Genomic DNA, 25063 nt, shown 5'->3' with positions numbered 1-25063 from the left:
TTAACGCCTATTTGGATCGCTGTCGGATAGCTTCATAAATCACCACACCCGCTGAGACGGAGACATTGAGACTTCCGATGTTTCCCGACATGGGGATTTTAACGAATTCATCGCTCAGTCCGATTAGCTCAGGGGAAATTCCGTCTTCTTCAGAACCCAAGATCAAAGCGGTAGGAATAGAAAAATCAGCTTCGTACATCAATCTGTCAGTTTTTTCACTGACACTGATGACATTAAGCCCCATTTTTTTCAGGTCTTTTACTGTATAATATAGGTTTTTTACCCGACAGATCGGAAGGTGGTTCAGTGCTCCTGCAGAGGTTTTGACTGCATCTGAGTTGATCTGCGCAGCTCCTTTTTCGGGGATGACGATGGCATGTACTCCTGCACAATCTGCTGTCCGGGCAATGGCGCCGAAGTTTCTCACATCTGTAATTCTATCCAAAACCAAAATAAGGGGGGAAATCCCTTTTGAAAAACATTCTTCAATGACATTGTCCAAAGATGCATATTCGATGGAGGACATATGGGCTACTACTCCCTGATGGTTTTTTCTTGTAATTCTGTTGAGCTTGGCGTCAGGGACACGGACAACGGGGATTTTCTCGTCTTTTGCCAGTTTGAGGAGTTCTTTGATAAGTTCATTGTTAACTTCTTTGTCAATCAAAATCTTGTCTATTTCCTTGTGGGCTAGGATTGCTTCCATGACAGCCCTAGTACCGAATATAAAATCCTTATCCTGCTCGCCTTTGTTGATCAGAAAACCATCTGCGCGTTTCTCCATAATGTAATGCTTTTGAACCATTCGGGCTGTAAGGCCCTTGACCTATTGAGTGTGTAAAAACTAGGGGTCAGAATATTTTTGACCCGCGCAAAGGTAAAGGTTATTTTTGAAATTGAGTCAGGTGTTCCATAAGACCAACTTTCACTGTCCTGCCTGAAGTACACTTCGTTTGGAGGCCCCATGACTGTATAGACCATTCCACGGTCTGTTTTCCAACCTTCTTTGAAATCCGTAAATAGGATATTGGCAAACTCTATCTGCTTGAAATATTCTTTGATGAGTTTTTTGGCAGACACAGTGTCTTTGGTCAAGGTGTACCAATATTGGTCCAAAGCGATTTTTTTATCTGCGGCTTCTTTTAGGAGTTCATGCTCCCTTCTTGTGGAAATGTAAGTGACCATATCCACCATTTCATCGTAATCCTTTACCCTTGGGAAAATGTCATGCACAGTTTTTAACATTACCCCTTGTGTAGAATTGGTATCAGACTGTATGAAGTAATATCCCTCGCCTGCAAAGGCCTTTGGGAGATTTGCCAAAAAGCTGCCTTGATATTCTACTTTTACCTCCCTTGGGACAGGTGCAGGCCGGATTTCCATCGGTGGCATCGGGACATCAAAGGTGTTGGGATAAAAGAAAGTATGGAGGTTGACAATCCCTCTGCCTTTAAATTCTATCGGTTCATTTTGAATCAAAAAGTTTTGATCAAAAGGAATCTTGTCTTCATAATAAACACCAAAATTAGAATGGCCGAATATAAAAGGACTAATCAGATCCATGTGGTAAAAATATTCATCCCCCTGTCTTGTATCTACCGCTTTTATCAGGGCAATCGCCATTTGCTGACTTTCAGGCACAGTCACTCTTTTCTCAAAATAATAGTGGTAGTCTGTATCACGGATAATGTCCTGACTGTTGAGCCTGATCAAATTTTGGTCAGTCAGGGGTTCCTGAAAACTTGAAACCACACCATAATAAAATTCATAGCTGCCAAATTCTATATCTTCCTCGATCTTTTCGACCGTCATCTGGAGCAGGAAAGTCCTGTTTGATTCTTCGACAGGGATGATTTTTAAAGATATCCTTGAGTAACGAGAATACCTCAGTGCCTGATTGGCCGTTTCGAGATTTTGTTGTGCTAAAATGATTGAGGGAATGCAAAAGAGGAATAATACCAGGCCTATAATTGGCTTTATTTTGTCGCTGATTTTTTGTCCTATCATCTTGTATTAAAAATTAACCTTATTTTTGCCCAAATTAATGAAAATTTGAATGGCTACCTATACAACGGAAATCGCTTCGGATAAGTTGGTGAGTGACAATCCCATCCATCAGCGTCTGCTCAAAGCGTACATTGCTGCCAAACCTTTGGTCAGCGGAAAGCTCCTCGAAGTGGGTTGTGGTGAGGGAAGAGGGGTAGAGGTTTTGTTGGAAAATGTAGACAGCTACCTCGGGATCGACAAAATCCAAGAGGTGATTGAGAACCTTAAAGTCAAATTTCCAGGAATCCAATTTGAACAAGCCGTGATACCTCCTTTTTCCGGTTTGAAGGACAATACCTATGATACCGTGGTCAGCTTTCAGGTCATCGAGCATATCCAAAATGACAGGCTTTTTTTGCAGGAAATATATCGTGTGCTGAAGCCCGGCGGCAAAGCGATCATTTCCACGCCCAATATTAAGCATACCCTTTCGCGAAACCCTTGGCATATAAGGGAATACACAGGCACGCAACTGACAGATCTGTGCAAGGGGATTTTTGATAAAGTGGAATCTCTGGGAATCGGGGGGAATGAAAAAGTATGGAATTACCACGAAGCCAACAGGGCCTCAGTCCGCAAAATCATGAGATTTGATATTTTGGATCTGCAATACCGGCTTCCGGCTTTTGTGTTGAGGTGGCCATATGAAATCCTGAATAGGATGAACCGCAACAAACTCCACCAACAGCAAGGCGCTTCCGTCACCGACATCAGCTATGAAGACTATCTCCTTGTCGACCACACGGATAAAGGTTTGGATTTGTTTTATGTGTTGTATAAGAAAGGCTAATCCCAGGTAGTGAAATAGAAATTAATTAAAAAAAAGGCGTAGGTTTATTCTACACCATTTTATTTAGTGGAATTTGTAATTCAAATGACCAAGAATTATCTTTCGATTTAGCGACCGTTAGAATTGGCCAATTGTAAATTTGGAACTATGGATGTATTCAACATACTTATTGGAATTTCATTTATTCTTGTTTCACTTATCATTTTCATTATTCAAATTAGGGAAGGAGCGTACAAGAATAAAAATGGTGCCACAATTGGAGATTTAAAATTAACTAGTGCAGGGTTATTTTCTTTTTTAGGTGGTTTATATTTTTTAATTTATGGGTTTTAATTTCCCTGTTTTTGGGGAAAACACAATTCCTTTCTTTACCCTTTTGCTCCCAAAAACCGGCAACATCGCATTTCCATAACCCCGAGCGGCGGTGCTTGGAGATTGGTGAAAGTATATTAGGATCTGAGAAGCACCTTGCACGGGGCTAGTATTATTTCGAGCTGCCGCGGCGGACTGTTAGTCGGAGTTGGCTTTGGTTGAAAATTTATACTTCAGGGAAATTCTATTTTGGAACGCCTGTGGGGAGGAAGTCGGCGGACCGGGCCGGCGGAGGGATAGAGCGTGGATAGGATTCCGCCGACTTGAATTTTTTGGTTACTTTTTGTTTCAAGACAAAAAGTGACATGAGGAAGAGACGTAAAGAAAATACTTTAGGAAAGAATAGAAATGTATTGATCAATCAACCTTCCCTGTTTTTGGTGTAAACCCTATTCCTTACTTTACCCTTTTCCTCCCAAAAACCAGAGACGTCTCATTTCTATAACCCCGAGCGGCGGTGCAAAGAGATTTGTTAAAGAAAAAAATCTGAGAAGCACCTTGCACGGGGCTATTGTTATTTCGCCCGCTTTGGGGCTGCTAGTCTAAGTGAGAATAGTTAAATTATTCCCAAAGAGTAACACCATCAATGTATTTGAAATCTTTGATATTCAAGGTGAATAACTGTATTTCATAAAAAATTGCCGTAGCAGCAAGCAAGGAATCAGGTAAAGAAAGGTGATGACTTAAAGTGTATTTCTTTAATAGATCTAGTGAAATGGAAGATATAGTTTCATTTACTGGAAGTACATGTGTGAGTTCGATAAGCTTGTTTATTTTGACCATTTCAGATTTATTTAAAGCTCCGAAAATCAATTCTCCGGCAGTAACCATAGAAACAGATATCCTGTCTTCCCCAATTGACTTAAGCTTATCAATAATCAATGAATTATTTTTTAACAATTCAATTAGAATATTTGTATCACAAAGTATCAGGTCCTTTTTGGCCATGCTTTTTCTCTAAGCTTAGTTAAATCAACCTCTCTGTTTTCCCAAAGTCCTGCAAAATCAAAAATTGATTTGGTTTTTATTTCAGTTTTGATTTTTTGTCTTTTAATGGATTTCTTGATCTTAATCAGATTTCTCTTTTCAAGATTGTCAAGTAAGGCTATCGCCTTTTCATCTATTATTTCAATTGAAATGGTTTCCATATCCTAAATATATTAAGAACGCCTTTTAAAACCTCAATAGAAGGAACAACAATTTTCGGTTCTCTACTCGTTGCAGATTATTTTACACCCGAGCGGCAGTGCAGGGAGATTGGTGGAAGTAGGATAATCAGAGAAGCACCTTGCACGGGCCTACTAAGAATTCGCCCCTAGGGGGCAGACTGTTGGTGGGGTTGATTTCTGTTTTGAAATCAGGATAGACCAAAAAAAATCCGAGTCCTTTGCAGGACCCGGATTTTGGATTTAAAAAACCAAACAAATTATCTTCTATCCAACAGGCTGCCTCCGGCTGAACCGGGCCCAAGGATTTTTTCCAACTCTGCTTTGAGTTTTTCCGAGATTTCGGAATAACCTCTTTCATCCAACAGCGGGATGAAGAACTTCAACATTTCTATCGAAATCAGGGCTTCGCGGTCATAATCCCGACCTGTCTTTTTGTAAAACTCCAGCATCTGAATGGACTTGTGGGAAATTTTATCCACAACATCCAGAGCTAAATCATCCTCTCCAACCTCAAACAGCAAAGGAACCGACTGTCCGCTTGCCAAATCATATGCAACAGCCTCATGAGGCATGACCTTCATACTGAATTTCAACAATTCCGCAGCCCTTTCCATATCCTCTTCGTCTAACAACGCAATGGCAATACTGTTTACCGCAGAGCGGTGATTGGAGGTAAATCTCCTGAATTCATCATCGAAATAATTGTCAGGATTGTCCATTCCCCTGAAAGCAAACTTCTCCATCATATTGGTATAAGCTAGGTCGGTATTCACCAATTCGGTTCTCATACCCTCAGGTTTTCTCACAGGAAGCAACCTGTAAGTCATGCCTTCCATCACCACATAGTCTTCGATGTCAAGTGTGATGGTAGCCAATGAGGTGTTGTTAAAATAGATAGGCCTTTCCCAATTGTTGGTGGTAATCAGGTCGATCAGCATCAGGTTACCTTTTGTGAGGTAATTCCCTTTGATCCTGAGGTTGATTTGCTCGGTCATCAGACCTTCCATTGACTCGGGGATTAGGCCTTGGATATAGACATTTTCCAGGTCGACATCTAAGATCAGGTTCCTCGAAGGCACCATGTTATAGGTATTTTTGCTTCCTGACGCTGCCAATTTCAAAAGATCACTGCCGTTGTTGAGGAGTTTGAGGTATTCTGAAGCTGAGATGGCTTGAAGGTTCTCTCTTTCCATTACATAAAGGACATCATTGGTGCCTTTTTTATAATTTTTTGGATCCAAAGAAAATGGCAAAGCAGCCGATTCATTGACCGGACGGGCCATTTGCTCCACATACCAATCTGTATCAAAGTAACTCAATACCACCACCCGCACATCAGTTCTGAAGCCTTCAACCTCCTGTACATACCAAAGCGGGAAAGTGTCATTGTCACCACCGGTAAACAAAATTGCATTTGGAGCACATGAAGCAAGGAAGTTTCTGGCTGAATCAACAGAGAAAAATCTTCCCTGTCTGTTGTGGTCGTCCCAGTTTTGGTTGGCCATCAATACCGCCACCGGCACAGTCGCGAGCGTGGCGATGATACCTGCCACGACGAGATTCTTGTTCAATCTTTCTATATAGTATGCCAAGGCCATCACGCCAAGACCTATCCAAATCGCAAAAGCATAGAAAGAACCCACATAGATATAATCCCTTTCTCGAGGCTCAACAGGCGGAGAATTGAGGTATAATACCAATACAACACCCATCATCAGAAACAACATGGCTGAGATAAAGAAAGACTTGTTGTCTTTTTTTGCCTGAAAGACCAAACCGATCAAACCCAAAATCAAAGGCAGCATCAGGTAGTTGTTATGCGCTTTGTTTTCTTTGATATAATCAGGATAGATATCTGAGAAAAAATCTGTGATTCCCATCCAAGGCGCATCTGCAAAATCACTTTCCCTTCCTGAGAAATTCCACATAAAATACCTCCAATACATATGCCCAAGCTGATGGGTAAACATAAAATAGAGGTTGTCTCCGAAAGTTGGTTTTTGACCTTCTCTCAATCCAAGCTTCGATTGGTAGATTTGTTTGTGGCGGTCTTGGGTGGAATAAATCCTTGGTAGGATGGTTGTCCTCGCAGGATCATATTCATTGACTGTAGAATAATCCACGATTTCATACCTGTCTGTTCCTTTCATATAAATTGGGGCACCCTCTTTTTGATCAACCAATTCGGCATCAAAATACTGACCATGGATCAAAGGACGATAACCATATTGCTCCCTTTTCAAGTAAGAAACATAGCTGATGATATCCTTTGGCGCATTTTCATTGATGACAGGATCTTGGTTGGCACGGATGACAATAAGCGCGTATGACCCATAACCAATCAGAATAAATACAAGGGAAACCAAAACAGTATTGAGAATGACTTTTCCTTTTTTGATGGAATAGAGAATTCCATAAATCACGGAACCCAAAAACAAAGCGGAAAAGACAACTATTCCAGATCCAAATGGCAACCCAATGCTGTTGACAAAGAAAATCTCCATGGAACCTGCAAGACTTGGAAGCCCGGGGATGATCAAATTGTTGATGATAATCAATGCAAAGCCACCCAATAAAAGGGCAATGATACCTCCTTTGAGATTTGGATTAGGATATTTTTTGAAATACACCACCAAAGCCAAAGCCGGTAAAGTAACAAGGTTCAGCAAGTGGACACCAATCGATAATCCCACCAAATAGGCGATAAATATCATCCATCTGTTTTCTTCCTTTTGGTCTTCGATCACATCCCACTTCAGAAATGCCCAAATGACTATCGCTGTAAAGAAGGAAGACATGGCATACACTTCTGCTTCCACGGCAGAGAACCAAAAACTGTCTGTAAAAGTATAGATGAGAGAACCCACCACACCTGCACCCATCAGGGTGATGATTTGGCCTTTGGTTTCTGTTCCTTTTTGAATCTGGAAAAGTCTACGACCGAATAAGGTAATGGTCCAAAACAGGAAAAGCACTGTAAATCCTGAGAAAACAGCACTTCCGACATTCATCCAATAGGCTACAGCTAATCCGTCTCCGAATGCCAGAAATCCGAACATTCTATAAATCAACAGGAAAAACGGCGCTCCCGGAGGATGTGGTACCTGCAGTTTGTAGGATACAGCTATGAATTCTCCCGGATCCCAAAAACTGGCGGTCTGTTCCACTGTCAATATAAAGACGGTAGTTGATAGAAGAAAAACCAGCCATCCTGTGAGGTTATTGGCCTTTTGATAGTCAAGCATTGTTTTTGAAATAATAGTTTCGGGCGAAAATAATCAATAAATCCTAATCCATCTGTTTTTTAACAGCATTTAAGGTATTGTGATAAAAATTACTGTTCAACATTGGCCCTGTCTGTAGCTTTGTATCATCTAAATAATAATAACCATGAGTGCACAACCAAAAACATTCAGCGAATTGATTTCAGGCGACCAACCTGTTTTGGTGGATTTCTTTGCCACCTGGTGCGGTCCCTGCAAAATGATGCAACCTATACTAGAAGATACAGCCCGTCAGGTGGGTGATAAAGTCAAAATCATCAAAGTGGATGTGGACCGAAATCCCTACGCCGCCAGTGCGTATCAGGTTAGAGGTGTTCCGACTTTGATTTTGTTCCAAAACGGTAAACCCCTTTGGAGACAATCAGGCGTCGTTCCTGCCAATCAATTGGTCAAAGTAATAGAGGACAACTTGAGTCAGAAAGTGTAATTTAAAAATGTGACAAAAGTCATTTTAAAGAAAAATACAGAAAGATAATTTTACATATCATTCAACTGAAAAAAATAAAAAAAGCATATGACAATTGAACAGATCTATACCGGATGTTTGGCTCAGGGAGCCTACTATATCGAGTCGGATGGCGAAGCCGCTGTGATTGATCCTTTGAGAGAAGTACAGCCCTACATTGAAAAAGCTGAAAGAAGGGGAGATACTATCAAGTATGTTTTTGAAACCCACTTTCACGCTGACTTTGTTTCTGGTCACAAGGATTTATCCATCAAAACCGGCGCTCCGATTGTATTCGGACCTACGGGAATGAAGATGGGGTTTGATGCTATTGTTGCCAAAGACGGTCAGGAATTTCCGCTTGGCAAAGCAAAAATCAGGGTAATCCATACTCCCGGACATACCATGGAAAGTACCTGCTTCCTTTTGATCAATGAGGAAGGAAAAGAGGAAGCCTTGTTTACAGGTGATACTTTGTTTATCGGAGATGTGGGAAGACCTGACCTTGCGCAGAAAGTCATTGCTGACTTGACCCAAGACAAGCTTGCAGCCCATCTCTATGATTCATTGAGAGATAAAATCATACCCTTGGCTGATGATATTATCGTCTATCCAGCACACGGTGCGGGAAGTGCATGTGGCAAAAACATGAGCAAAGAGACTACCGATACTTTGGGCAATCAGAAGAAGACCAACTATGCACTTCAGGAAATGACCAAAGAGGAATTTATCAAGGAAGTGACTACGGGACTTACTCCTCCTCCGGCTTATTTCCCTCAAAATGTCATGATGAATATTCAGGGATATGAGTCTATTGATACAGTGTTGAACAGAGGGTTCAATCCACTAAGTCCTGCGGCATTTGAAGCTGCTGCCAACGAAACGGGTGCGGTTGTTATCGATACAAGAGATGCGCAGGTTTTTGCAAAAGGTTTTATCCCCAACTCTATCAACATCGGTATCGATGGAAGTTTTGCGGTATGGGTAGGAGCATTGGTTCCGGACCTCAAGCAGGAAATCCTGATCGTAGCTGAGGAGGGAAGAGAAGAAGAAGTCATTACAAGACTTGCAAGGGTTGGATATGACTTCTGTATCGGATACCTCAAGGGTGGTTTTGAAGCTTGGAAGGCCGATGGCAGAGAAGTGGATTCAATCAAGACTGTGACCACTGACGAGCTATCCCACATCATCGAAAAAGAAGGTGCAAATATCCTGGATGTAAGGAAAAACAGTGAATACCTCAGCGAACATGTGATTGATGCAGAAAATGCGCCGTTGGATTATATCAATGACAGCATGGCTCAGATCAATAAAGACAAGACCTACTATGTCCACTGTGCAGGAGGTTATAGATCGATGGTATTCTGTTCTATCTTGAGAGCCAGAGGTTTTGACAATCTCGTGGATATCAAAGGAGGATTTGACGCCATCAAGGATTCCTCTTTGTTCAAAGTAAGCGACTATGTATGTCCTACTACCTTGCTCTAAAAAGTAATTACAAAAGAGTTGTGTTTTACCCCACATGGCAAGACTTTGGTCTTGCCATTTTCATTTCGAATCAAAAAAAGTGATAAATGTCACTGTAATTGGATGGAAATCTGGGCAATTTTGAATACAATGCGATTGATCAGTTTGATGCTGTTTTTGGGGTTAATTTTCCCAGCAGTAGCGCAGGAAAATCACATAGATTCACTTTCTGGCCATGAAGAATCCGGCAGGAAATTGGGACATGATCTTGAAAAAGGAAAATTTGATTTCCACATCAGGTCATTTCTTATGTCTACCCATAACAGGGGAGACTTGCTTGATTATTCAGCACTGGGAGTTGGTGCGGGATTGGGTTACCTCAGCCCGGTATATAAAGGATTCCAAGTAGGGTTCAGCGGCTTTTTTGTGTTTCAGTTGTTTGAAAACAATCTTGCTGTAGCTGATCCAACTACCGGTGCAGGCAATAGGTATGAAATCCTGCTGTTTGACATGCACGATCCTGAGAATATGACGGATCTTGACAGATTGGAAGAGTTCTTTATTTCTTACAAAAGAGGAAATTTTAGAACGGTCTTTGGAAGACAAAAGATCAATTCGCCTTTTCTCAATGAACAGGACAACAGGATGAGGCCCAATATATTTAGTGGCCTTACTGTCAATTACCAAAAGTCCAATTGGGAAACAACAGCTTCTTGGTTGAGTGCAGTGACCATAAGGGGTACTGTGGATTGGTTTAGTATGGAAGAATCGTTTGGGGTGTATCCTTTTGGGAGAAATCCATTTGGAGAACCATCCAATTATTCCCATAACATTTCTTCAAAAGGAATGGGTATGATCGGACTGAAGTATCGAAAAGATGGTTTTTCCGCTCAGGGATGGAATTATTTTGCAGAAAATGTCTTTAACATGAGTTTTTTGCAAGGTGATTATGTTCTGGGTCTTGGACATGCCTCGGTCGACTTGGGCGGTCAGGGTTTCTTTCAGACAGCTGTCAATGGCGGAGGAAACTCAGAAATTGAAAAGACCTACATGCTTCCGGATGAAAAGTCATTTGGATTTGGCGCAAAAATCGGACTAAACTCAGGACGGCATCACATTTCAGCCAATTTTCTTGGAATAAATGACAGGGGTAGATTCCTTTTCCCACGAGAATGGGGCAGGGAAAACTTCTATGCAAGTATGTCAAGGGAGAGGTATGAGGGAAGTGGTGATATGGATGCGTTGGTCTTCAAATATGCCTATGATACGCCTATCAATGGTTTGAATGCGCAGTTTGGAGCAGGCAAAGTCAATCATGGAGGGTTGGATTCATTCAAAACAAACAAATACGGAATCCCATCTTATTACCACTTTACAGGTCTATTGGACTACAGATTCAGCAATTACCTAGAAGGATTGGATATTCAGTTTATGGTAGCCCAAAAAACTGCCCAAAACCAGGCCGAAGTTCCCGACAAGTATAGGATCAATAGGGTAGATATGTGGAATTTAAACTTTATTATTGATTACAGATTTTAAAACTAAACAAACAAAAAGAATACAATGGAACAGTTTATTGAATGGATTAAGCAGCCTTGGCCTTGGTGGATAGCTGGTCCGATGATCGGGCTTATCGTCCCTACTTTGTTGATTGTCGGAGGCAAAGCCTTCGGGATATCTTCCTCCTTGAGGCACGTCTGCGCTATGTGTGTGCCGGCCAATATTCCTTTCTTTACCTATGATTGGAAAAAGGAATTGTGGAACATCGCATTTGTCATCGGTGTCGCCATCGGAGGCTTTATTGGCCATAACTTACTGGCAAATCCCGAAATGATAGAAGTTGCCGAGTCCACACAGCGTGATTTGGCTGCTCTTGGTATCACGGATTACAGAAGCATCATGCCTCACGAGATTTTCACTTGGGAGAATTTATTTACTGCTAAAGGCTTACTGTTCTTCGTAATAGGTGGATTCTTGGTAGGATTCGGTACCAGGTACGCAGGAGGATGTACTTCAGGACACGCGATCATGGGTATCAGTTCGTTGCAGTGGCCGTCAGTCGTCGCCACGATCTTCTTCATGGCAGGAGGATTCTTGATGACGCATCTCTTTCTTGGTCCTTTGATGAAATTAGTAGGCTTTTAATCTTTAGAAAAAAATGGGAACAGCAGTAAAAAAAGGAGAAAAACCGAATGTCGGAGCAACTCCAAATAAAGAACAAAAAGGCGAAAGTCCATTGGAGTTATTAATGTACTTGATCATCGGAGTGGGTTTCGGTATTATTTTCATAAAAGCCGAAATTGTATCATGGTTTAGAATTCAGGAGATGTTCAGGTTACAGTCATTCTTTATGTATGGGGTAATAGGTTCAGCTATTGTGGTAGGTGCGCTATCGATTCAGGTTATCAAATGGTTTAATATTAAGACTATCAAAGGCGATAAAATCGTCATAACCGATAAGGAATTTAGAAAAGGACAGATCATAGGAGGATTTATCTTTGGATTGGGTTGGGCGCTGACAGGAGCGTGTCCGGGACCTCTTTTTGCACAAATAGGAAGTGGGTTCACTGTTATTCTGGTGACCTTAGTCAGCGCAGTAGCAGGCACTTGGGTTTATGGAAGGTTTTCCCATAAATTACCAAATTAAAAATACCCTATGTCTCTATTGGTATAGTATTTGTAGTTTAAAATTTCCGTAAATTGAACTTAAACACTTGGCTGCTTCCGAAAGGAAGTGGCTTTTTTTTTCAACTTCTAAAGAACCTTCTTTATGGACCTGAAAATATAATTCAGGGTTTTTCTTCAATTTTTTTTAGCGAATTGCAAAAAAAAGATACCGAAATAGGTTAATCAAGGAAAATCACAAAGGGACATATTTATTTTAATATTTAACTATTTCTCTAAGGGTATTTTCATCTTTTTACTTTTTACTGAATTGTTTTAATTCGCATTTTTTTAAAAATCATATCAATTTAAGTGTATATAATTATTGTTTTTATTATAAATAATGGTTTGTAATAAAAATTATCCTTTTTTTTTCTATAAAAGATGCTAAATTTAAAAACAAATTTCACCGTTTTTCTCTCTTTTTCTCAATCACCATAATCTATATTCTGACCAATGAATTTCCAGATTCTCTTTGTGGTAATGCTTCTCGCCACCGCCACTTTCAGCAGCCTGATTCTAATTTTCAACAAGGACAAAAGCATTCAGCCGATTAAGCTCCTTTACACCTCTTTATTTTTTTATAACTTTTGTTTGCTTATCTATTATATATGGTTTGAAGCGGGTTTTATCAAAGAAGCTCCGTATTTACTACGGACAGTCAGCCCTTTTATGTACCTCTGTGCTCCTTTCTTTTTCTTGTTTTTCAGAAATTCACTTATTGGAAAGAGTGGTTTTAAAACCTTGGATGCCCTCCATTTTTTGCCATTTTTGATACATTTTATAGATCTGATTCCTTTTTACATTCAATCACAAGAAGTAAAATTGGCTTTGTCGGAAACTTTGACCTTAGATCCGGCCAAAATCAATGTTGAAGCTAGCGGATTGATTCCTATCCAATTTCATTTCATCTTCAGGATAATTTTGCAGACAGTTTATTTTGGCTATTCAATCTATTTAGCCTTTAAGCACCGACCTGAAGTGTTTGATTTTTTTGGCGGAAAAAAGATTTGCAACGATTTTATGATTGCATTTATAGTATTGGGCTGGCTGGTGGTATTTCAGCTTGCTTATGCAGTGATTGAAAATTTAAACCTTTTGCATATTGTTGATTGGACTGCGGAGAATTATCTGATCAGAAGGATGTCTCTTCTTGGGCTGTTTTTTTTAAATCTTTTTGTGAATTTCAAGCCGGGGTTCCTTGTGGGTTTCCTTTCTGAAAAAGAAAGCAAGATGGAAGTGGAGGAAGAAATGCAAGTCAAGGTTACCGACACAATTGCATTCCATATCCCAAATCTGCCTTCCAAAACTGCCAACGAAATACCTGATTTTATTTCCCAAATTGATACCGAACTGATCAAATCACAGATTTTGAATGTAATTGAGGAAGAAAAGATTTTCGTGAAAAATGGAATCACATTACATCAGTTTGCCGGCAGGATCAATGTTTCACCAAAATCAGTGTCCTACATCATCAACAGGGAGTTTGGAAAAGGTTTTAATGAATTTTTAAATCAATACAGGGTAGAATACGCCATCTCAAAAATAGAGCAAGGCTACCTTGATGATTATACACTGGAAGCTCTAGGAGAGATTTCTGGGTTTAATTCCCGGACTACTTTTTTCAATGCTTTTAAAAAAGAGATGGGGTTTAGTCCTTCTGAATTCTGGAAAAAATTCCAAGAAATTCCCACTTGATTAAATTCCAAGTAAAATAACCTGGTTCTAAATTTTTTTATCAATTCTTATTCCTTCGAAACCTATCCGGTTAATCTAAAAGGTATGATGGATACCCTCTCTGCTTCTTAATAGGCTTGAATTAACCCGTATTTATTGTTAGCATTTAACACTAATCACTATCTTTTTTTCTTAGGTAATCTAAAAAATAATCTATTCTCCCGGTTTCATTTTTTTGGGGCGCATAGGAAAAACCTTCCATCAATTCTAATATGAACGGTGTATTTTCTGTTTTTTCAAAAAATTTCTTACCTGCATAGATAAATGCCGATTTGATTTTAATACGAGAATTTTGGATTTCAAATCTGGGTAAATCCTGTTAAATGGAAGCATGTTTCAAAATCCGATTTTGAAACATACAAAAGTTGAATCCTGCCTGGGTATTGGTTTGCTTTACAATACAATACGAAGGAACTACTCATCACCCATAAGAAAATTCCTCCACTCTATCCTAGGATTACCTATTCGTCAATCATGCAGAGACCTTCTCTATTTGATTTTTGTAAAAGTCAATTATAAAATTAAATAAACTAAGTATTTCAAAAAAAAACACCCCTAAAATGAAGAAGAATTTCCTTTTTATTTTCCTATTCCTTTCCACTTTGGTCGGTTATGGCCAAGTAGGTATTGGAACCGAAAAGCCAAATGCCTCGGCGGCTTTAGAAATCCTTTCAACTGAAAAAGGATTGCTTATTTCCAGAATGTCAGAATCCCAAAAGCTTGCTATTCCTTCACCGGTAGCTGGACTTTTAATCTATCAACTAGATAAAGAAGATGGCTTTTATTATTTCGATGGAAATGCTTGGATACTACTTAATACCTTAATCCCTGGTCCTGTTGGCCCTCAAGGTCCTGCAGGATTGGACGGTGCTGACGGAATTAATGGATTAAATGGTGCAACAGGACCAATGGGACCACAGGGCCCGGCAGGATTAAACGGTATAGACGGAGCGACAGGGCCCCAAGGTCCCGCAGGATTGAACGGTATTGACGGTATCAATGGATTAGACGGAGCGACCGGCCCCCAAGGCCCGGCAGGTTTAAATGGAGTTGATGGTATTAATGGATTGAACGGTGCAACAGGACCGATGGGACCCCAGGGCCCCGCAGGTTTAAATGGTGCAGATGGAGCGACTGGCCCCCAAGGCCCGGCAGGTTTGAATGGAATTGACGGTATTAATGGTGTAAATGGATTAGACGGAGCAACAGGACCAATGGGACCACAAGGCCCGGCAGGTTTAAATGGTGCAGATGGAGCAACCGGACCCCAAGGCCCGGCAGGTTTGAATGGAATTGACGGTATTAATGGTGTAAATGGATTAGACGGAGCAACAGGACCAATGGGACCTCAAGGACCTCAAGGTCCGGCAGGTTTGAACGGTGCTGATGGAATCAATGGATTGGACGGAGCAACCGGACCAATGGGACCACAGGGCCCGGCAGGTTTAAATGGTGCAGATGGAGCGACCGGACCCCAAGGCCCGGCAGGTTTGAATGGAATTGACGGTATTAATGGTGTAAATGGATTAGACGGAGCAACAGGACCAATGGGACCTCAAGGCCCGGCAGGTTTGAACGGTGCTGATGGAATCAATGGATTGGACGGAGCAACCGGACCAATGGGCCCCCAAGGTCCCGCAGGATTGAATGGTGCTGATGGAATAAATGGATTAGACGGAGCAACAGGACCGATGGGACCCCAGGGACCAGCAGGTAACGATGGATTGGACGGGGCAACCGGACCAATGGGCCCCCAAGGTCCGGCAGGTTTAAATGGTGCTGATGGTATCAATGGATTGGACGGAGCAACTGGACCGATGGGACCACAGGGCCCGGCAGGATTAAACGGTATAGACGGAGCGACAGGGCCCCAAGGTCCCGCAGGATTGAATGGTGCTGATGGAATAAATGGATTAGACGGAGCGACCGGACCAATGGGACTCCAAGGACCGCAAGGCCCGGCAGGTTTAAATGGTGCTGATGGTATCAATGGATTGGACGGAGCAACTGGACCGATGGGACCACAGGGCCCGGCAGGTTTAAACGGTATAGACGGAGCGACAGGGCCCCAAGGTCCCGCAGGTTTAAATGGTGCTGATGGAATAAATGGATTAGACGGAGCAACTGGACCGATGGGACCCCAGGGACCAGCAGGTAACGATGGATTGGACGGGGCAACCGGACCAATGGGCCCCCAAGGTCCGGCAGGTTTAAATGGTGCTGATGGAATAAATGGATTAGACGGAGCAACTGGGCCGATGGGACCGCAAGGTACTGCAGGTTTGAACGGAGTTGATGGATTGGACGGAGCAACTGGACCAATGGGACCCCAAGGCCCGGCAGGTAACGATGGATTAGACGGAGCAACAGGACCAATGGGACCACAAGGACCGGCAGGTAACGATGGATTGGACGGGGCAACCGGACCGATGGGACCCCAAGGCCCTGCAGGTAACGATGGATTAGACGGAGCAACCGGACCAATGGGACCACAGGGACCGGCTGGTTTAAATGGTGCTGATGGTATCAATGGATTGGACGGAGCAACTGGACCAATGGGACCCCAAGGACCGGCAGGTTTGAATGGAGCTGATGGATTAGACGGAGCAACAGGACCAATGGGACCCCAAGGACCTGCAGGAAACGATGGATTAGACGGAGCAACAGGTCCAATGGGACCTCAAGGCCCGGCAGGTGCAACAGGAGCTACCGGACCAGCGGGTACCTATACTGCAGGCACAGGGATTGATATTTCAGGTGGTGTCATTAGCGCAACTGGTGGTTCATCATCAATGCCGGACTTTGCTTATGCTTACATCGGAAACGCAAGTACTTTAGGAGCTCAAACGCTGACATCAATGTTTCCTGCAGCTACCTATGTGAATGGAGTTACAATGAATGGATCATCAATAACTTTGAATGCAGGTAAAATGTACGAAGTAACAGTAGCATTTTATATCTACAACGCTACGGGTGGTCATACATTCAGAATGAAAGATGCTACGAACAGTGCATACCTCGGAACAGAAATTTATTTTGGACAAGGTGGTTCAGATGTTTCTTACAACATTTCAACAACAAACTTCTTATACAAAGCAGAAACGGATGTTGTTTTGGAACTTGAGAAAACACAAGGAACAGATGTAAACCTGATTGGTAAGATTGTGGTAAAAGAAATCAAATAAAAAGGTTGAATAAAAGGCAGGTCATAAAATTGGTTTTTGCCGCATTAGATTCAATCCTTTAATACCCGATTTTTATTTGGATAGGCTTGAAAAAGCTTACATACACAAAAATGATATGAAAAATAGGTTAATACTCTCAGTAGGGATTTTTCTTCTTACTATTATTTCAACAGAGCTCTTTTCCCAAAGCCTCACCTTGGTTGGAGATGCTAAGTTAAGCTTGACGGGAGAAGGCACGATATTTTCCGCGCCTTCAATAAAACTCAGGGACAACAGCCAAATCATCCAAGCGGAGGCGATAAAATTGCCTTTTGGAAGATTTATTGAGTTATTAAGTCCAGATGCTTTATTGAAGACCCGGATGATGCAAAAAGGTGATATTGCTACCATAAAGGTAGGTATCGGTACTAAAACAGGTATAAGCATTATCAACCGATCCACGGCCACTGCTTATTCAATCGGCATGGAATCGGGGAGCGAACCGGAATCTTTACCATATTTCTGGAAAGTCACTCCCCTAAATGAGGATGGAATTGCGGACTTGCAGTTTTCGTGGACTAAAGAAGCTGAGCCGGAGGATTTTGAGTTGAAATCTTTGGTTAGAAAGGAAGGTTTGGATTGGCTTTTTGAGGATAGCCAGGAAATACAGGATACTTCTGTCCAACTTAAAAACCATGCTCTTTATAGAGCCTCAGCTTCTGCATTTACCATCTCAACAGTCAGAATGGATACTGATAATGATGGCGTTCCTGATATCCAGGAGATAAGGGAAGGATCTGATACAATTGATCCAACCGATTATCTGGATACAGATGGAGATTTGGTTCCTGATTATATAGAAGGCATCCAAAATACAAATCCATTGGACCCGATCAGTTACCTGAATTCAAATGGGGATGGTGTACCTGACTATGTTAGAGATAGATCTCCGGTTATGTTCATCAATATTTCGGATATAGAAATTCCATGGGGATTCACCGGAATAGATGCGATGTTACCGGATTCCTTGGTAGCCGTATTGGGTTCAGGTATAATCACAAACCTTGGAGTCACATGGGATAAATCAACCTTGGATATTTTCAAAAGAGGTAATTACCAGATTATAGGTGACTATACAACTTATCCGGGCCTATTTGATGCCTATGAATTACCCTTAAATATTTCGGTAACAGTCCTTCCAAAACCTGCCCCTCAGGATGTCAATCTTAGCGTAGCAGAATTTGAAGGCAAGTTGGATAATGCAGAAATCCTGATCGGTGAATTCGTAGTCATTGATCCGGTGGACAATATCCATGAAGTCACCTTTATAGGAGATGGTTATGACAACAAATATTTTGAAATAAGGGGAAATAAGCTGTACTGGATCAGCGAAGACAAGGCAGCAGGCAAAACTGTCTTCACAATTATCGTCAGGGTAACCGATCGAGATGGAAATACATTTGACAAATTCCTAGAAATCACCCGACTCCGTGAGTCTGTCAAAGACATTACAGTCTACAATGTATTCTCACCCAACGGAGACAATATAAACGATACATGGGGAGTGCCTGAAATGCGCTTCTATGAGGGAGTCAGGATTCAGGTATTTGACAGAGGAGGAGTGAGGATGTTCATCACCACCGATCCGGATCAGAAATGGGACGGAACAGAAAATGGCAATCCTGTACCTGTCGGAACCTACTTCTGGACAATCGAAGTCCAAGAAACAGGTGAGATCCGAAAAGGAATGCTCAACGTCCTCAAGCAATAAGTATCTCACAAAATCAAATCCTGCTGCCTGTCCAAATCACATCAATCCGGAACAGGCAGCAGGATTCTAAAACTCCAGGAACTCTTTATTTGAAAAGTCATGAAAAAAATAATAATACTCTCCACTTTTTTTGCGCTGCTCTCCTTTATTACCTCTGCTCAGACCAGAAAATATATTGCACAATTCAGTCATATGCAGGGTTATTTTAATCCCGCATTGACAGGATATGAAGGTTCTGCGGTCAGAGGTTTGGTAAGAAACCAATGGGTTGGTTTTGAAGGAGCACCAAAAACTTACTTTGCTTCCGTTGAGCTTGATTTGATGGAACTATCCGGAAAAAAGGACCTAATGGATGCAAATAAAAATACCTTTGGATTCAATTTTATGAATGACCAATACGGTGTGTTTTCTGAAACAGAAATGATGGGCAACTACAGCTCAAGAATTCAGTTGAATGAAGTCACAGGACTCCGTCTTGGAGCAGGTGTAAGTTATAAAAACATCAGTTTGGATGGAACACGTCTGTCTCCTGATCAACCTGCGGATCCAAAAATCATGCAATACCTGAATGGTTTTGCAAATATGCAAATCCTTGATTTCAACCTAGGGATAGCGGTCACTCATCCCAATTACTATCTTTCTTATGCTGTCCAAAATGTCAACAGAGGAATGATCAATTCTGGGGATGTGTTTATGGAAAGGAGTCCAAGAATTGGCATTTTTCAGGGAGGATTTAGAAATACTGTTACAGAGGACATGTCTTTATCTTTTAACATTTTTTACCGGCATCAGAAAAATCTTCCTTCCAATACAGAATTCAATTTTAAAGTATTGATGATGGATAAGATTTGGTTGGGATTAGGGCATCGGGTAGGATATGCCCATAATTTTCAGCTAGGTTTTGTATTTCCAATGGTCCGTTTAGGATATGTATATGAAATACCTATGTCCAAATCTTATTTGCTGCCCAACACTACCCATGAATTTTTAGCAATAATTCCGCTATTTAGAAAAAATTTTAAGGAATCTTCCAATGAGGTACTCATCTGGTAATTCCAAATCCACAAAAGCCAACTCTGTTTAGAGTTGGCTTTTTTATTGTCCATCAAAAACCCTTTTGATAATAAACCTGATCATGAGGATGATCACAGCTATGATTGAGCCTACGATTATGAATTCCATTTTTTTTGTTTTTTGTTTAACCTTGATTACATGTGATGGTTTATCGAATTGCCATTTAATTTGACCAAAACCAAAATTAATTTTGACAAAGTCCTTTACTTTGCAGCTAAGAACCTAACCCTATTGAAATTCATGACTTTGCTTCAAAAAAGGAGGATTGCCCTCGGAAGTTTATTTTTTATTGCAGGACTTTGTTTTTCTTCTTGGGCTGCAAGAATTCCTGATATTCAATTAAAATTTTCCCTTTCTGAGTCTCAGCTTGGGACGCTTCTTTTGGGTTTACCATTAGGGTCTTTGGTAGCCTTACCTGTAGCCGGATGGGCAGTACACCATTTTGGAAGCCGGATTGTGATTTTAATCAGTGTGGTGGGTTACATGACTTTCCTCCCTTTGATAGGGTTCAGCAATTCCCTTTGGATGTTGGTGCCCGTAGTGGTGGTTTTTGGGATGATTGGAAACATGATGAATATCTCCCTGAATACTCAGGCATTGTCATTGGAAGATAATTATGGAAGGAGCATTTTGGCTTCATTTCATGGTTTGTGGAGTTTGGCGGGATTTACAGGTGCCGGGGTGGGTGCAGTCATGATTTATATGGAAGTTTTGCCAAAATATCATTACCTGATTGTATCCTCTGGAGTACTTATGGCATTATTGATTGCACAGAGGTATTTGATCAATGAAAAAAAACCATCAGACGGAGGAGGAGGACTGGTGATCAGAAAGCCGGACGATTTGTTATTGAGAATTGCAGGAATTGCTTTTTTGGGTATGCTCTGTGAAGGTTGTATGTTTGATTGGAGCGGTGTTTATTTCAAAAAAGTTGTCGAGATAGAACCTGGCTTGGTGGCTTTGGGCTATGTATCATTTATGGGAGCAATGGCGACAGGCAGGTTTATATCAGACAGGATGAACAATAAATTTGGTAGGGTTCTTATCCTTAGGATGAGTGGTCTTTTGATTTTCAGTGGATTGATATTATCTGTGCTTTTTCCAGTTCCGGTGATAGCTACAGTTGGATTTTTGTTGGTGGGCCTTGGCGTAGCGGCGATTATTCCCATATCCTACAGTATTGCAGGGAGGTCAAAGCTCTATTCTCCTGGAGTATCTCTGGCTATGGTTTCGACTATTTCCTTTTTTGGTTTTTTGATCGGGCCCCCGATGATCGGATTTATCGCTGATTTATTGAGCTTGAAAGCCTCATTTGCCATAGTTGCAGTGGCAGGTCTCGGAATCGCAGTTTTAAGCTCCATTAGATTGGATGTCTTTGAATCAGTAGATGAGGTGACTAAACGCTGATATATGGAACCCAAAAAAGCCTTTCAATATGAGAAAACATTTGAAGTCCTGTCCTATCAGATAGATCCTTTCGGAAAACTGAGGTGGTCAGCTTTAGGTGATCTGATGCAGGAAGTGGCGTGGAAGCATGCTGATAGCAGGGATTTTGGTCAGGCACTTTTTGATAAGGGATATATGTGGGTGCTGTCAAGAATGCAGATCAAAGTTCATAAAATGCCTTCTTGGGGGGATCATATAGTAGTCAAAACTGCCGGTAGGGGAATCCATAAACTTTTTGCATTGAGGGAATTTTTGGTGGAAGATGCCAATGGGAATACAATAGCAGAATCCATGTCTGCATGGCTTTTGTTGGATGTCAAGTCAAAAAGACCCCAAAGACCAAATCAAGTCCTTCCTTCAGAATTGTTTTCCGAAAATGTGGACCAAGAGAATTTGCCAAGTAAGTTAGCGGATTTTGAACCAGTTGAAAATTGTTCGGAACTGAAAGTCAGGCCTTTTGACCTTGATATGAACAACCATGTCAATAACGTCAGCTATATCCGTTGGGTGGAGGATTTTTGCATTTCTGATTCAATAGCATTTTCGGAATTAATCATCAATTACATTTCAGAGGCAATACTTCATGAACAAATAGTAATTTCATCAATCAAATCTGATGGAGGATTTTTGCTTTCAGGAAAGAGTAATCATAAACCGGTTTTTCTGGTTTCGGTCAGGTAGTCACATTCTAAATTTTTAGATTGTGATCTATATCACAATTTTTACGGGCAAAATGTAGGCAAATTTGTAACTGTTATATTTACCCTACTATGAAAGATTCATTCCAGCCTATACTCAAAATGCTGACGCTAATGGTCGGATTGTTATTGAGTGTGACCCTGCTTACTGCCGTACTGATTGGTGCTATAGTAATGGTTTTTAGTGGAGGAAGCCTTCCACCGTTAAACCAAACCAATACAAGTGAGGTGCAGAACCTGACCGTCACTGTGTCAGAAACATACAGAGGTGTTGTTCCAAAAGAAGGCCTTTGGATGGCTCCTGAATGGAGTTCTGTCGATCAGGAACCCAATGCAGAGGATATCAAATATGGCAAAGAACTTGTCGCCAATACAGCCGCTTATCTTGGACCTAACGGAAAAGTGAAGAAAATTTCCAATGGTATGAATTGTCAGAATTGCCACCTCAATGCAGGCACCGCCCCTTTGGGCAATAATTACAGTGCAGTGGCCTCTACCTATCCTAAAGTCCGTGCAAGATCCGGGCAGATGGAGGATGTGGAGAAAAGGATCAATGATTGCTTTGAAAGGAGTCTCAACGGCAAAGCCCTGGAAAACAACAGCAAAGAAATGGTAGCCATGGTAGCCTATATGAAATGGCTTGGTAAAGACGTCCCAAAAGGCGAATCACCAAAAGGTGTTGGGATCTATGAAGTACCGTTTTTGGACAGGGCAGCTGATCCGGTAAAGGGAAAAGCAGTTTACGACCGACAGTGCCAAAGCTGTCACATGGAAGATGGTCAGGGAATGCCAAAACCAGACAAATCAGGACATATTTACCCGCCGCTATGGGGAGATAACAGCTATAATGATGGGGCAGGATTATTCAGAATGTCCCGCTTTGCCGGATATGTAAAAACCAATATGCCTCTAGGTGCGACTTTTGAAAGACCTATTCTTACAGATGAGGAGGCTTGGGATGTGGCAGCCTATGTCAATTCACTTCCAAGACCTAAGAAAGACATCAGAAAAGATTGGCCAGATATTTCCAAAAAACCAATTGACCACCCATTTGGTCCATTCTCAGATGATTTTACGGAAGAGCAACACAAATTCGGTCCATTCAAACCAATAAAAGAAGCTAGAGCCAGCGCATCCAAATGAAAGCTTTCACTTTACTTATTTTTTTATTCTCATTGAGTCAGTACAGCTTAGCACAAGAAAAGGATTCCACCGAGTCCAATAAACCTTCCTTCATTCAGGGATCTGTTGGTTTGCGTTCATTTTGGATGTCGACTAGCTATTGGGAGGACTTTAAGGATGATTATGCTTTGGGTCAAAGTGCCTTTATCCAACTTAGAGCCAAAGATTATAAAGGTTTCTCTTTGATGGGAAGGTATACTGTATTTGGCAATTTGATAAGTTCGGAACTGACGGAAAGAGATCCGGTTACAGGAAATTTCAATAGATACGAGGTCGGCTTGTTTGATGTAAATGACCCTAAGGACAAGTTTTTCGGGAAATTGGAAGAGTTACAACTTCGCTACACCTCAAAAAAGTTTTCTGCCATAGCAGGGAGAATGGTCATCAACACTCCATTTGTGAATCCGCAGGATGGAAGACTTTCCCCAACCTTCGTAGAGGGCCTCAGCCTTAACTTTAAACCGGATTCCAAAAATCAATTTTCAGCAGATTTTATAGGAAAAATAAGTCCGAGGTCGACCTCCGGCTGGTATGCTGTGGGAGAATCTATCGGTGTTTATCCTGAAGGACAAAGCGTATTGGGAAAACCCTCAGGCTACACAGGAAATACGAGCAGTGACTTTGTGACCATATTGGACTGGAAGCACAAGGTGACCAAAGACATGCTGATTCAAATCAACCATACTTATGTGGATAATATTTCCTCCACTTTGCTGTCTCAGGCCAACAACGATTGGGATTTGGAAGGGACCCCCAACAAACTGGTAACGGGTCTGCAGTTTATCTTGCAGCATGGGCTGGGAGAGGGTGGAAATCCGGATCCCTTGAAGCAATACAAAGATCCCGATGACCTCAATTTTGTATTCAGTGGAAGGATTGGCTTAAAAAATCCCAAGATGATCTGGTGGGCAAATTATACACGGATCGACGGACAAGGCCGGTTTCTCAGTCCGAGGGAATGGGGAAGAGATCCTTTTTTCACTTTTATCCCAAGGGAAAGAAATGAAGGGTATAATCAGGTAGATGCACTGACTACTTACTACCAAAGGAATTTCCCAAAGTCCGGATTTCAGGTTTATGGCTATGCAGGGCTCCATTTTCTCCCCGAACCCTCAAGAGTGGAATTCAATAAATATGGCTTTCCTTCCTATGCCCAACTTAATTTTGGAGGAAAATATATTCCTTCCCAATGGGGAAAAGGACTGGATTTTCACATGATTCTGATGAGTAAAATCAATTTGCTCTCAGGGGAATTAAAGCCTCAATGGATATATAACAAGGTCAACATGGTCCATGTCAATTTTATAGTAAACTATACGATCCAATGGAAGTAACTGAAAAAATAGATTTGACCCAATTCGAAGCCCTGTTAAAATCCGAACTTGCCTTGATGGTATATTTCTATCAGGAAAAATGTGGGGTATGCAAAGGTCTTTTCCCCAAAGTCCGGGAAATGGTAAGGTCGGAATTCCCTGAAATGGAACTTCTAGTATTGGAGGCCCATCAAAACAGGAAATTAGCAGCACAGCTAAGGATGATGTCTGTTCCCGGGATTTTAGTGTATTTTGACGGAAAGGAGTTTTTTAGAGCGAATGGTTTGGTTGCCATGACTGAATTAAATACAAAAATTTCGAGGTACTACAACCTGATTTTTGATTGATTTGAAAAGGGAAGATAAAACATCTCATAGATTTTTTCAATTGAATTCCAAAACTCCTAGTAACATTGGTCACATGATTTGGCCTTCATTCTTT

20 protein-coding genes are annotated in these 25063 nt (G+C 41.4%); 15 read left to right on the top strand and 5 right to left on the bottom strand.

All coding sequences use genetic code 11. From position 1 onward, the window contains the following. Positions 1-7 precede the first annotated feature (7 nt). Both rlmB and NK987_RS11750 read right to left on the bottom strand, forming a co-directional pair. Positions 8-784: a 23S rRNA (guanosine(2251)-2'-O)-methyltransferase RlmB gene (rlmB, locus tag NK987_RS11755; RefSeq protein ID WP_259263991.1), complete on the bottom strand. Its 777-nt coding sequence runs from the start codon at positions 782-784 to the stop codon at positions 8-10. Continuing rightward, positions 757-2007 carry a GWxTD domain-containing protein gene (locus NK987_RS11750; RefSeq protein ID WP_259263990.1) on the bottom strand — a complete coding sequence of 417 codons (1251 nt, stop codon included), beginning with the start codon at positions 2005-2007 and terminating at the stop codon, positions 757-759. The genes rlmB and NK987_RS11750 overlap by 28 nt, the downstream gene beginning before the upstream one ends. A gap of 49 nt (positions 2008-2056) precedes the next feature. On the opposite strand from NK987_RS11750, the gene NK987_RS11745 reads away from it, so the two are divergent. Continuing rightward, positions 2057-2836, top strand: a complete 780-nt coding sequence (locus NK987_RS11745; protein ID WP_259263989.1) for a class I SAM-dependent methyltransferase — start codon at positions 2057-2059, stop codon at positions 2834-2836. A 933-nt stretch (positions 2837-3769) separates the two neighbouring features. On the opposite strand, the gene NK987_RS11740 is transcribed toward NK987_RS11745, so the two are convergent. The 3 genes from NK987_RS11740 to NK987_RS11730 all read right to left on the bottom strand — a co-directional run bounded on the left by NK987_RS11740 (position 3770) and on the right by NK987_RS11730 (position 7622). Beyond that, positions 3770-4156 carry a type II toxin-antitoxin system VapC family toxin gene (locus tag NK987_RS11740; RefSeq protein WP_259263988.1) on the bottom strand — a complete coding sequence of 129 codons (387 nt, stop codon included), beginning with the start codon at positions 4154-4156 and terminating at the stop codon, positions 3770-3772. Beyond that, entirely contained in the window at positions 4138-4356 is a 219-nt protein-coding gene (locus NK987_RS11735) for a hypothetical protein (protein ID WP_259263987.1), read from the bottom strand. The genes NK987_RS11740 and NK987_RS11735 overlap by 19 nt, the downstream gene beginning before the upstream one ends. 278 nt (positions 4357-4634) lie before the next feature. After that, on the bottom strand, positions 4635-7622 hold the full coding sequence (locus NK987_RS11730) for a glycosyltransferase family 117 protein (RefSeq protein ID WP_259263986.1): 2988 nt from the start codon (positions 7620-7622) through the stop codon (positions 4635-4637). 145 nt (positions 7623-7767) lie between these two features. Here NK987_RS11730 and trxA point away from each other — a divergent pair, with 145 nt between their 5' ends. The 14 genes from trxA (at position 7768) to NK987_RS11660 (ending at position 24969) form a co-directional block, all read left to right on the top strand. Beyond that, the gene (trxA, locus tag NK987_RS11725; protein WP_258424240.1) at positions 7768-8088 is read left to right on the top strand and encodes a thioredoxin; all 321 of its coding nucleotides are present in this window, start codon (positions 7768-7770) and stop codon (positions 8086-8088) included. An 87-nt stretch (positions 8089-8175) separates the two neighbouring features. Then, the gene (locus NK987_RS11720) at positions 8176-9594 is read left to right on the top strand and encodes an MBL fold metallo-hydrolase (protein WP_259263985.1); all 1419 of its coding nucleotides are present in this window, start codon (positions 8176-8178) and stop codon (positions 9592-9594) included. Positions 9595-9723: 129 nt separating this feature from the next. After that, positions 9724-11112, top strand: a complete 1389-nt coding sequence (locus NK987_RS11715) for a hypothetical protein (protein ID WP_259263984.1) — start codon at positions 9724-9726, stop codon at positions 11110-11112. A 24-nt stretch (positions 11113-11136) separates the two neighbouring features. After that, on the top strand, positions 11137-11718 hold the full coding sequence (locus NK987_RS11710) for a YeeE/YedE family protein (RefSeq protein ID WP_258424243.1): 582 nt from the start codon (positions 11137-11139) through the stop codon (positions 11716-11718). A gap of 103 nt (positions 11719-11821) precedes the next feature. After that, complete coding sequence (locus NK987_RS11705) at positions 11822-12220, top strand: YeeE/YedE family protein (RefSeq protein WP_258424321.1); 399 nt, start codon at positions 11822-11824, stop codon at positions 12218-12220. A gap of 473 nt (positions 12221-12693) precedes the next feature. After that, a complete protein-coding gene (locus NK987_RS11700; protein WP_259263983.1) occupies positions 12694-13935 on the top strand; it encodes a helix-turn-helix domain-containing protein in 1242 nt (413 codons plus the stop codon). Between the two features lie 599 nt (positions 13936-14534). Next, entirely contained in the window at positions 14535-17159 is a 2625-nt protein-coding gene (locus NK987_RS21425) for a collagen-like domain-containing protein (RefSeq protein WP_275982534.1), read from the top strand. A 115-nt stretch (positions 17160-17274) separates the two neighbouring features. Next, on the top strand, positions 17275-18909 hold the full coding sequence (locus tag NK987_RS11690) for a T9SS type B sorting domain-containing protein (RefSeq protein ID WP_259263982.1): 1635 nt from the start codon (positions 17275-17277) through the stop codon (positions 18907-18909). A 99-nt stretch (positions 18910-19008) separates the two neighbouring features. Continuing rightward, positions 19009-19962, top strand: coding sequence for a PorP/SprF family type IX secretion system membrane protein (locus NK987_RS11685; protein WP_259263981.1), 954 nt, complete (start codon positions 19009-19011; stop codon positions 19960-19962). 261 nt (positions 19963-20223) lie between these two features. After that, on the top strand, positions 20224-21390 hold the full coding sequence (locus NK987_RS11680; RefSeq protein ID WP_259264051.1) for an MFS transporter: 1167 nt from the start codon (positions 20224-20226) through the stop codon (positions 21388-21390). Positions 21391-21393: 3 nt separating this feature from the next. Continuing rightward, a complete protein-coding gene (locus NK987_RS11675) occupies positions 21394-22110 on the top strand; it encodes an acyl-[acyl-carrier-protein] thioesterase (protein WP_259263980.1) in 717 nt (238 codons plus the stop codon). An 89-nt stretch (positions 22111-22199) separates the two neighbouring features. Beyond that, positions 22200-23270 carry a c-type cytochrome gene (locus NK987_RS11670; protein ID WP_259263979.1) on the top strand — a complete coding sequence of 357 codons (1071 nt, stop codon included), beginning with the start codon at positions 22200-22202 and terminating at the stop codon, positions 23268-23270. Further along, positions 23267-24643 carry a hypothetical protein gene (locus NK987_RS11665; RefSeq protein WP_259263978.1) on the top strand — a complete coding sequence of 459 codons (1377 nt, stop codon included), beginning with the start codon at positions 23267-23269 and terminating at the stop codon, positions 24641-24643. Before NK987_RS11670 ends, NK987_RS11665 begins: the two co-directional genes overlap by 4 nt. Then, entirely contained in the window at positions 24634-24969 is a 336-nt protein-coding gene (locus tag NK987_RS11660; protein WP_259263977.1) for a thioredoxin family protein, read from the top strand. Before NK987_RS11665 ends, NK987_RS11660 begins: the two co-directional genes overlap by 10 nt. The last annotated feature ends 94 nt before the right edge of the window (positions 24970-25063 follow it).

The sequence above is a fragment of the Aquiflexum gelatinilyticum genome, from assembly GCF_024813435.1.
GTDB classification, from domain to species: Bacteria; Bacteroidota; Bacteroidia; order Cytophagales; family Cyclobacteriaceae; genus Cognataquiflexum; species Cognataquiflexum gelatinilyticum.
Note: the sequence above shows the minus strand (reverse complement) of the source record. Positions and strands in the feature narration are given on the sequence as shown.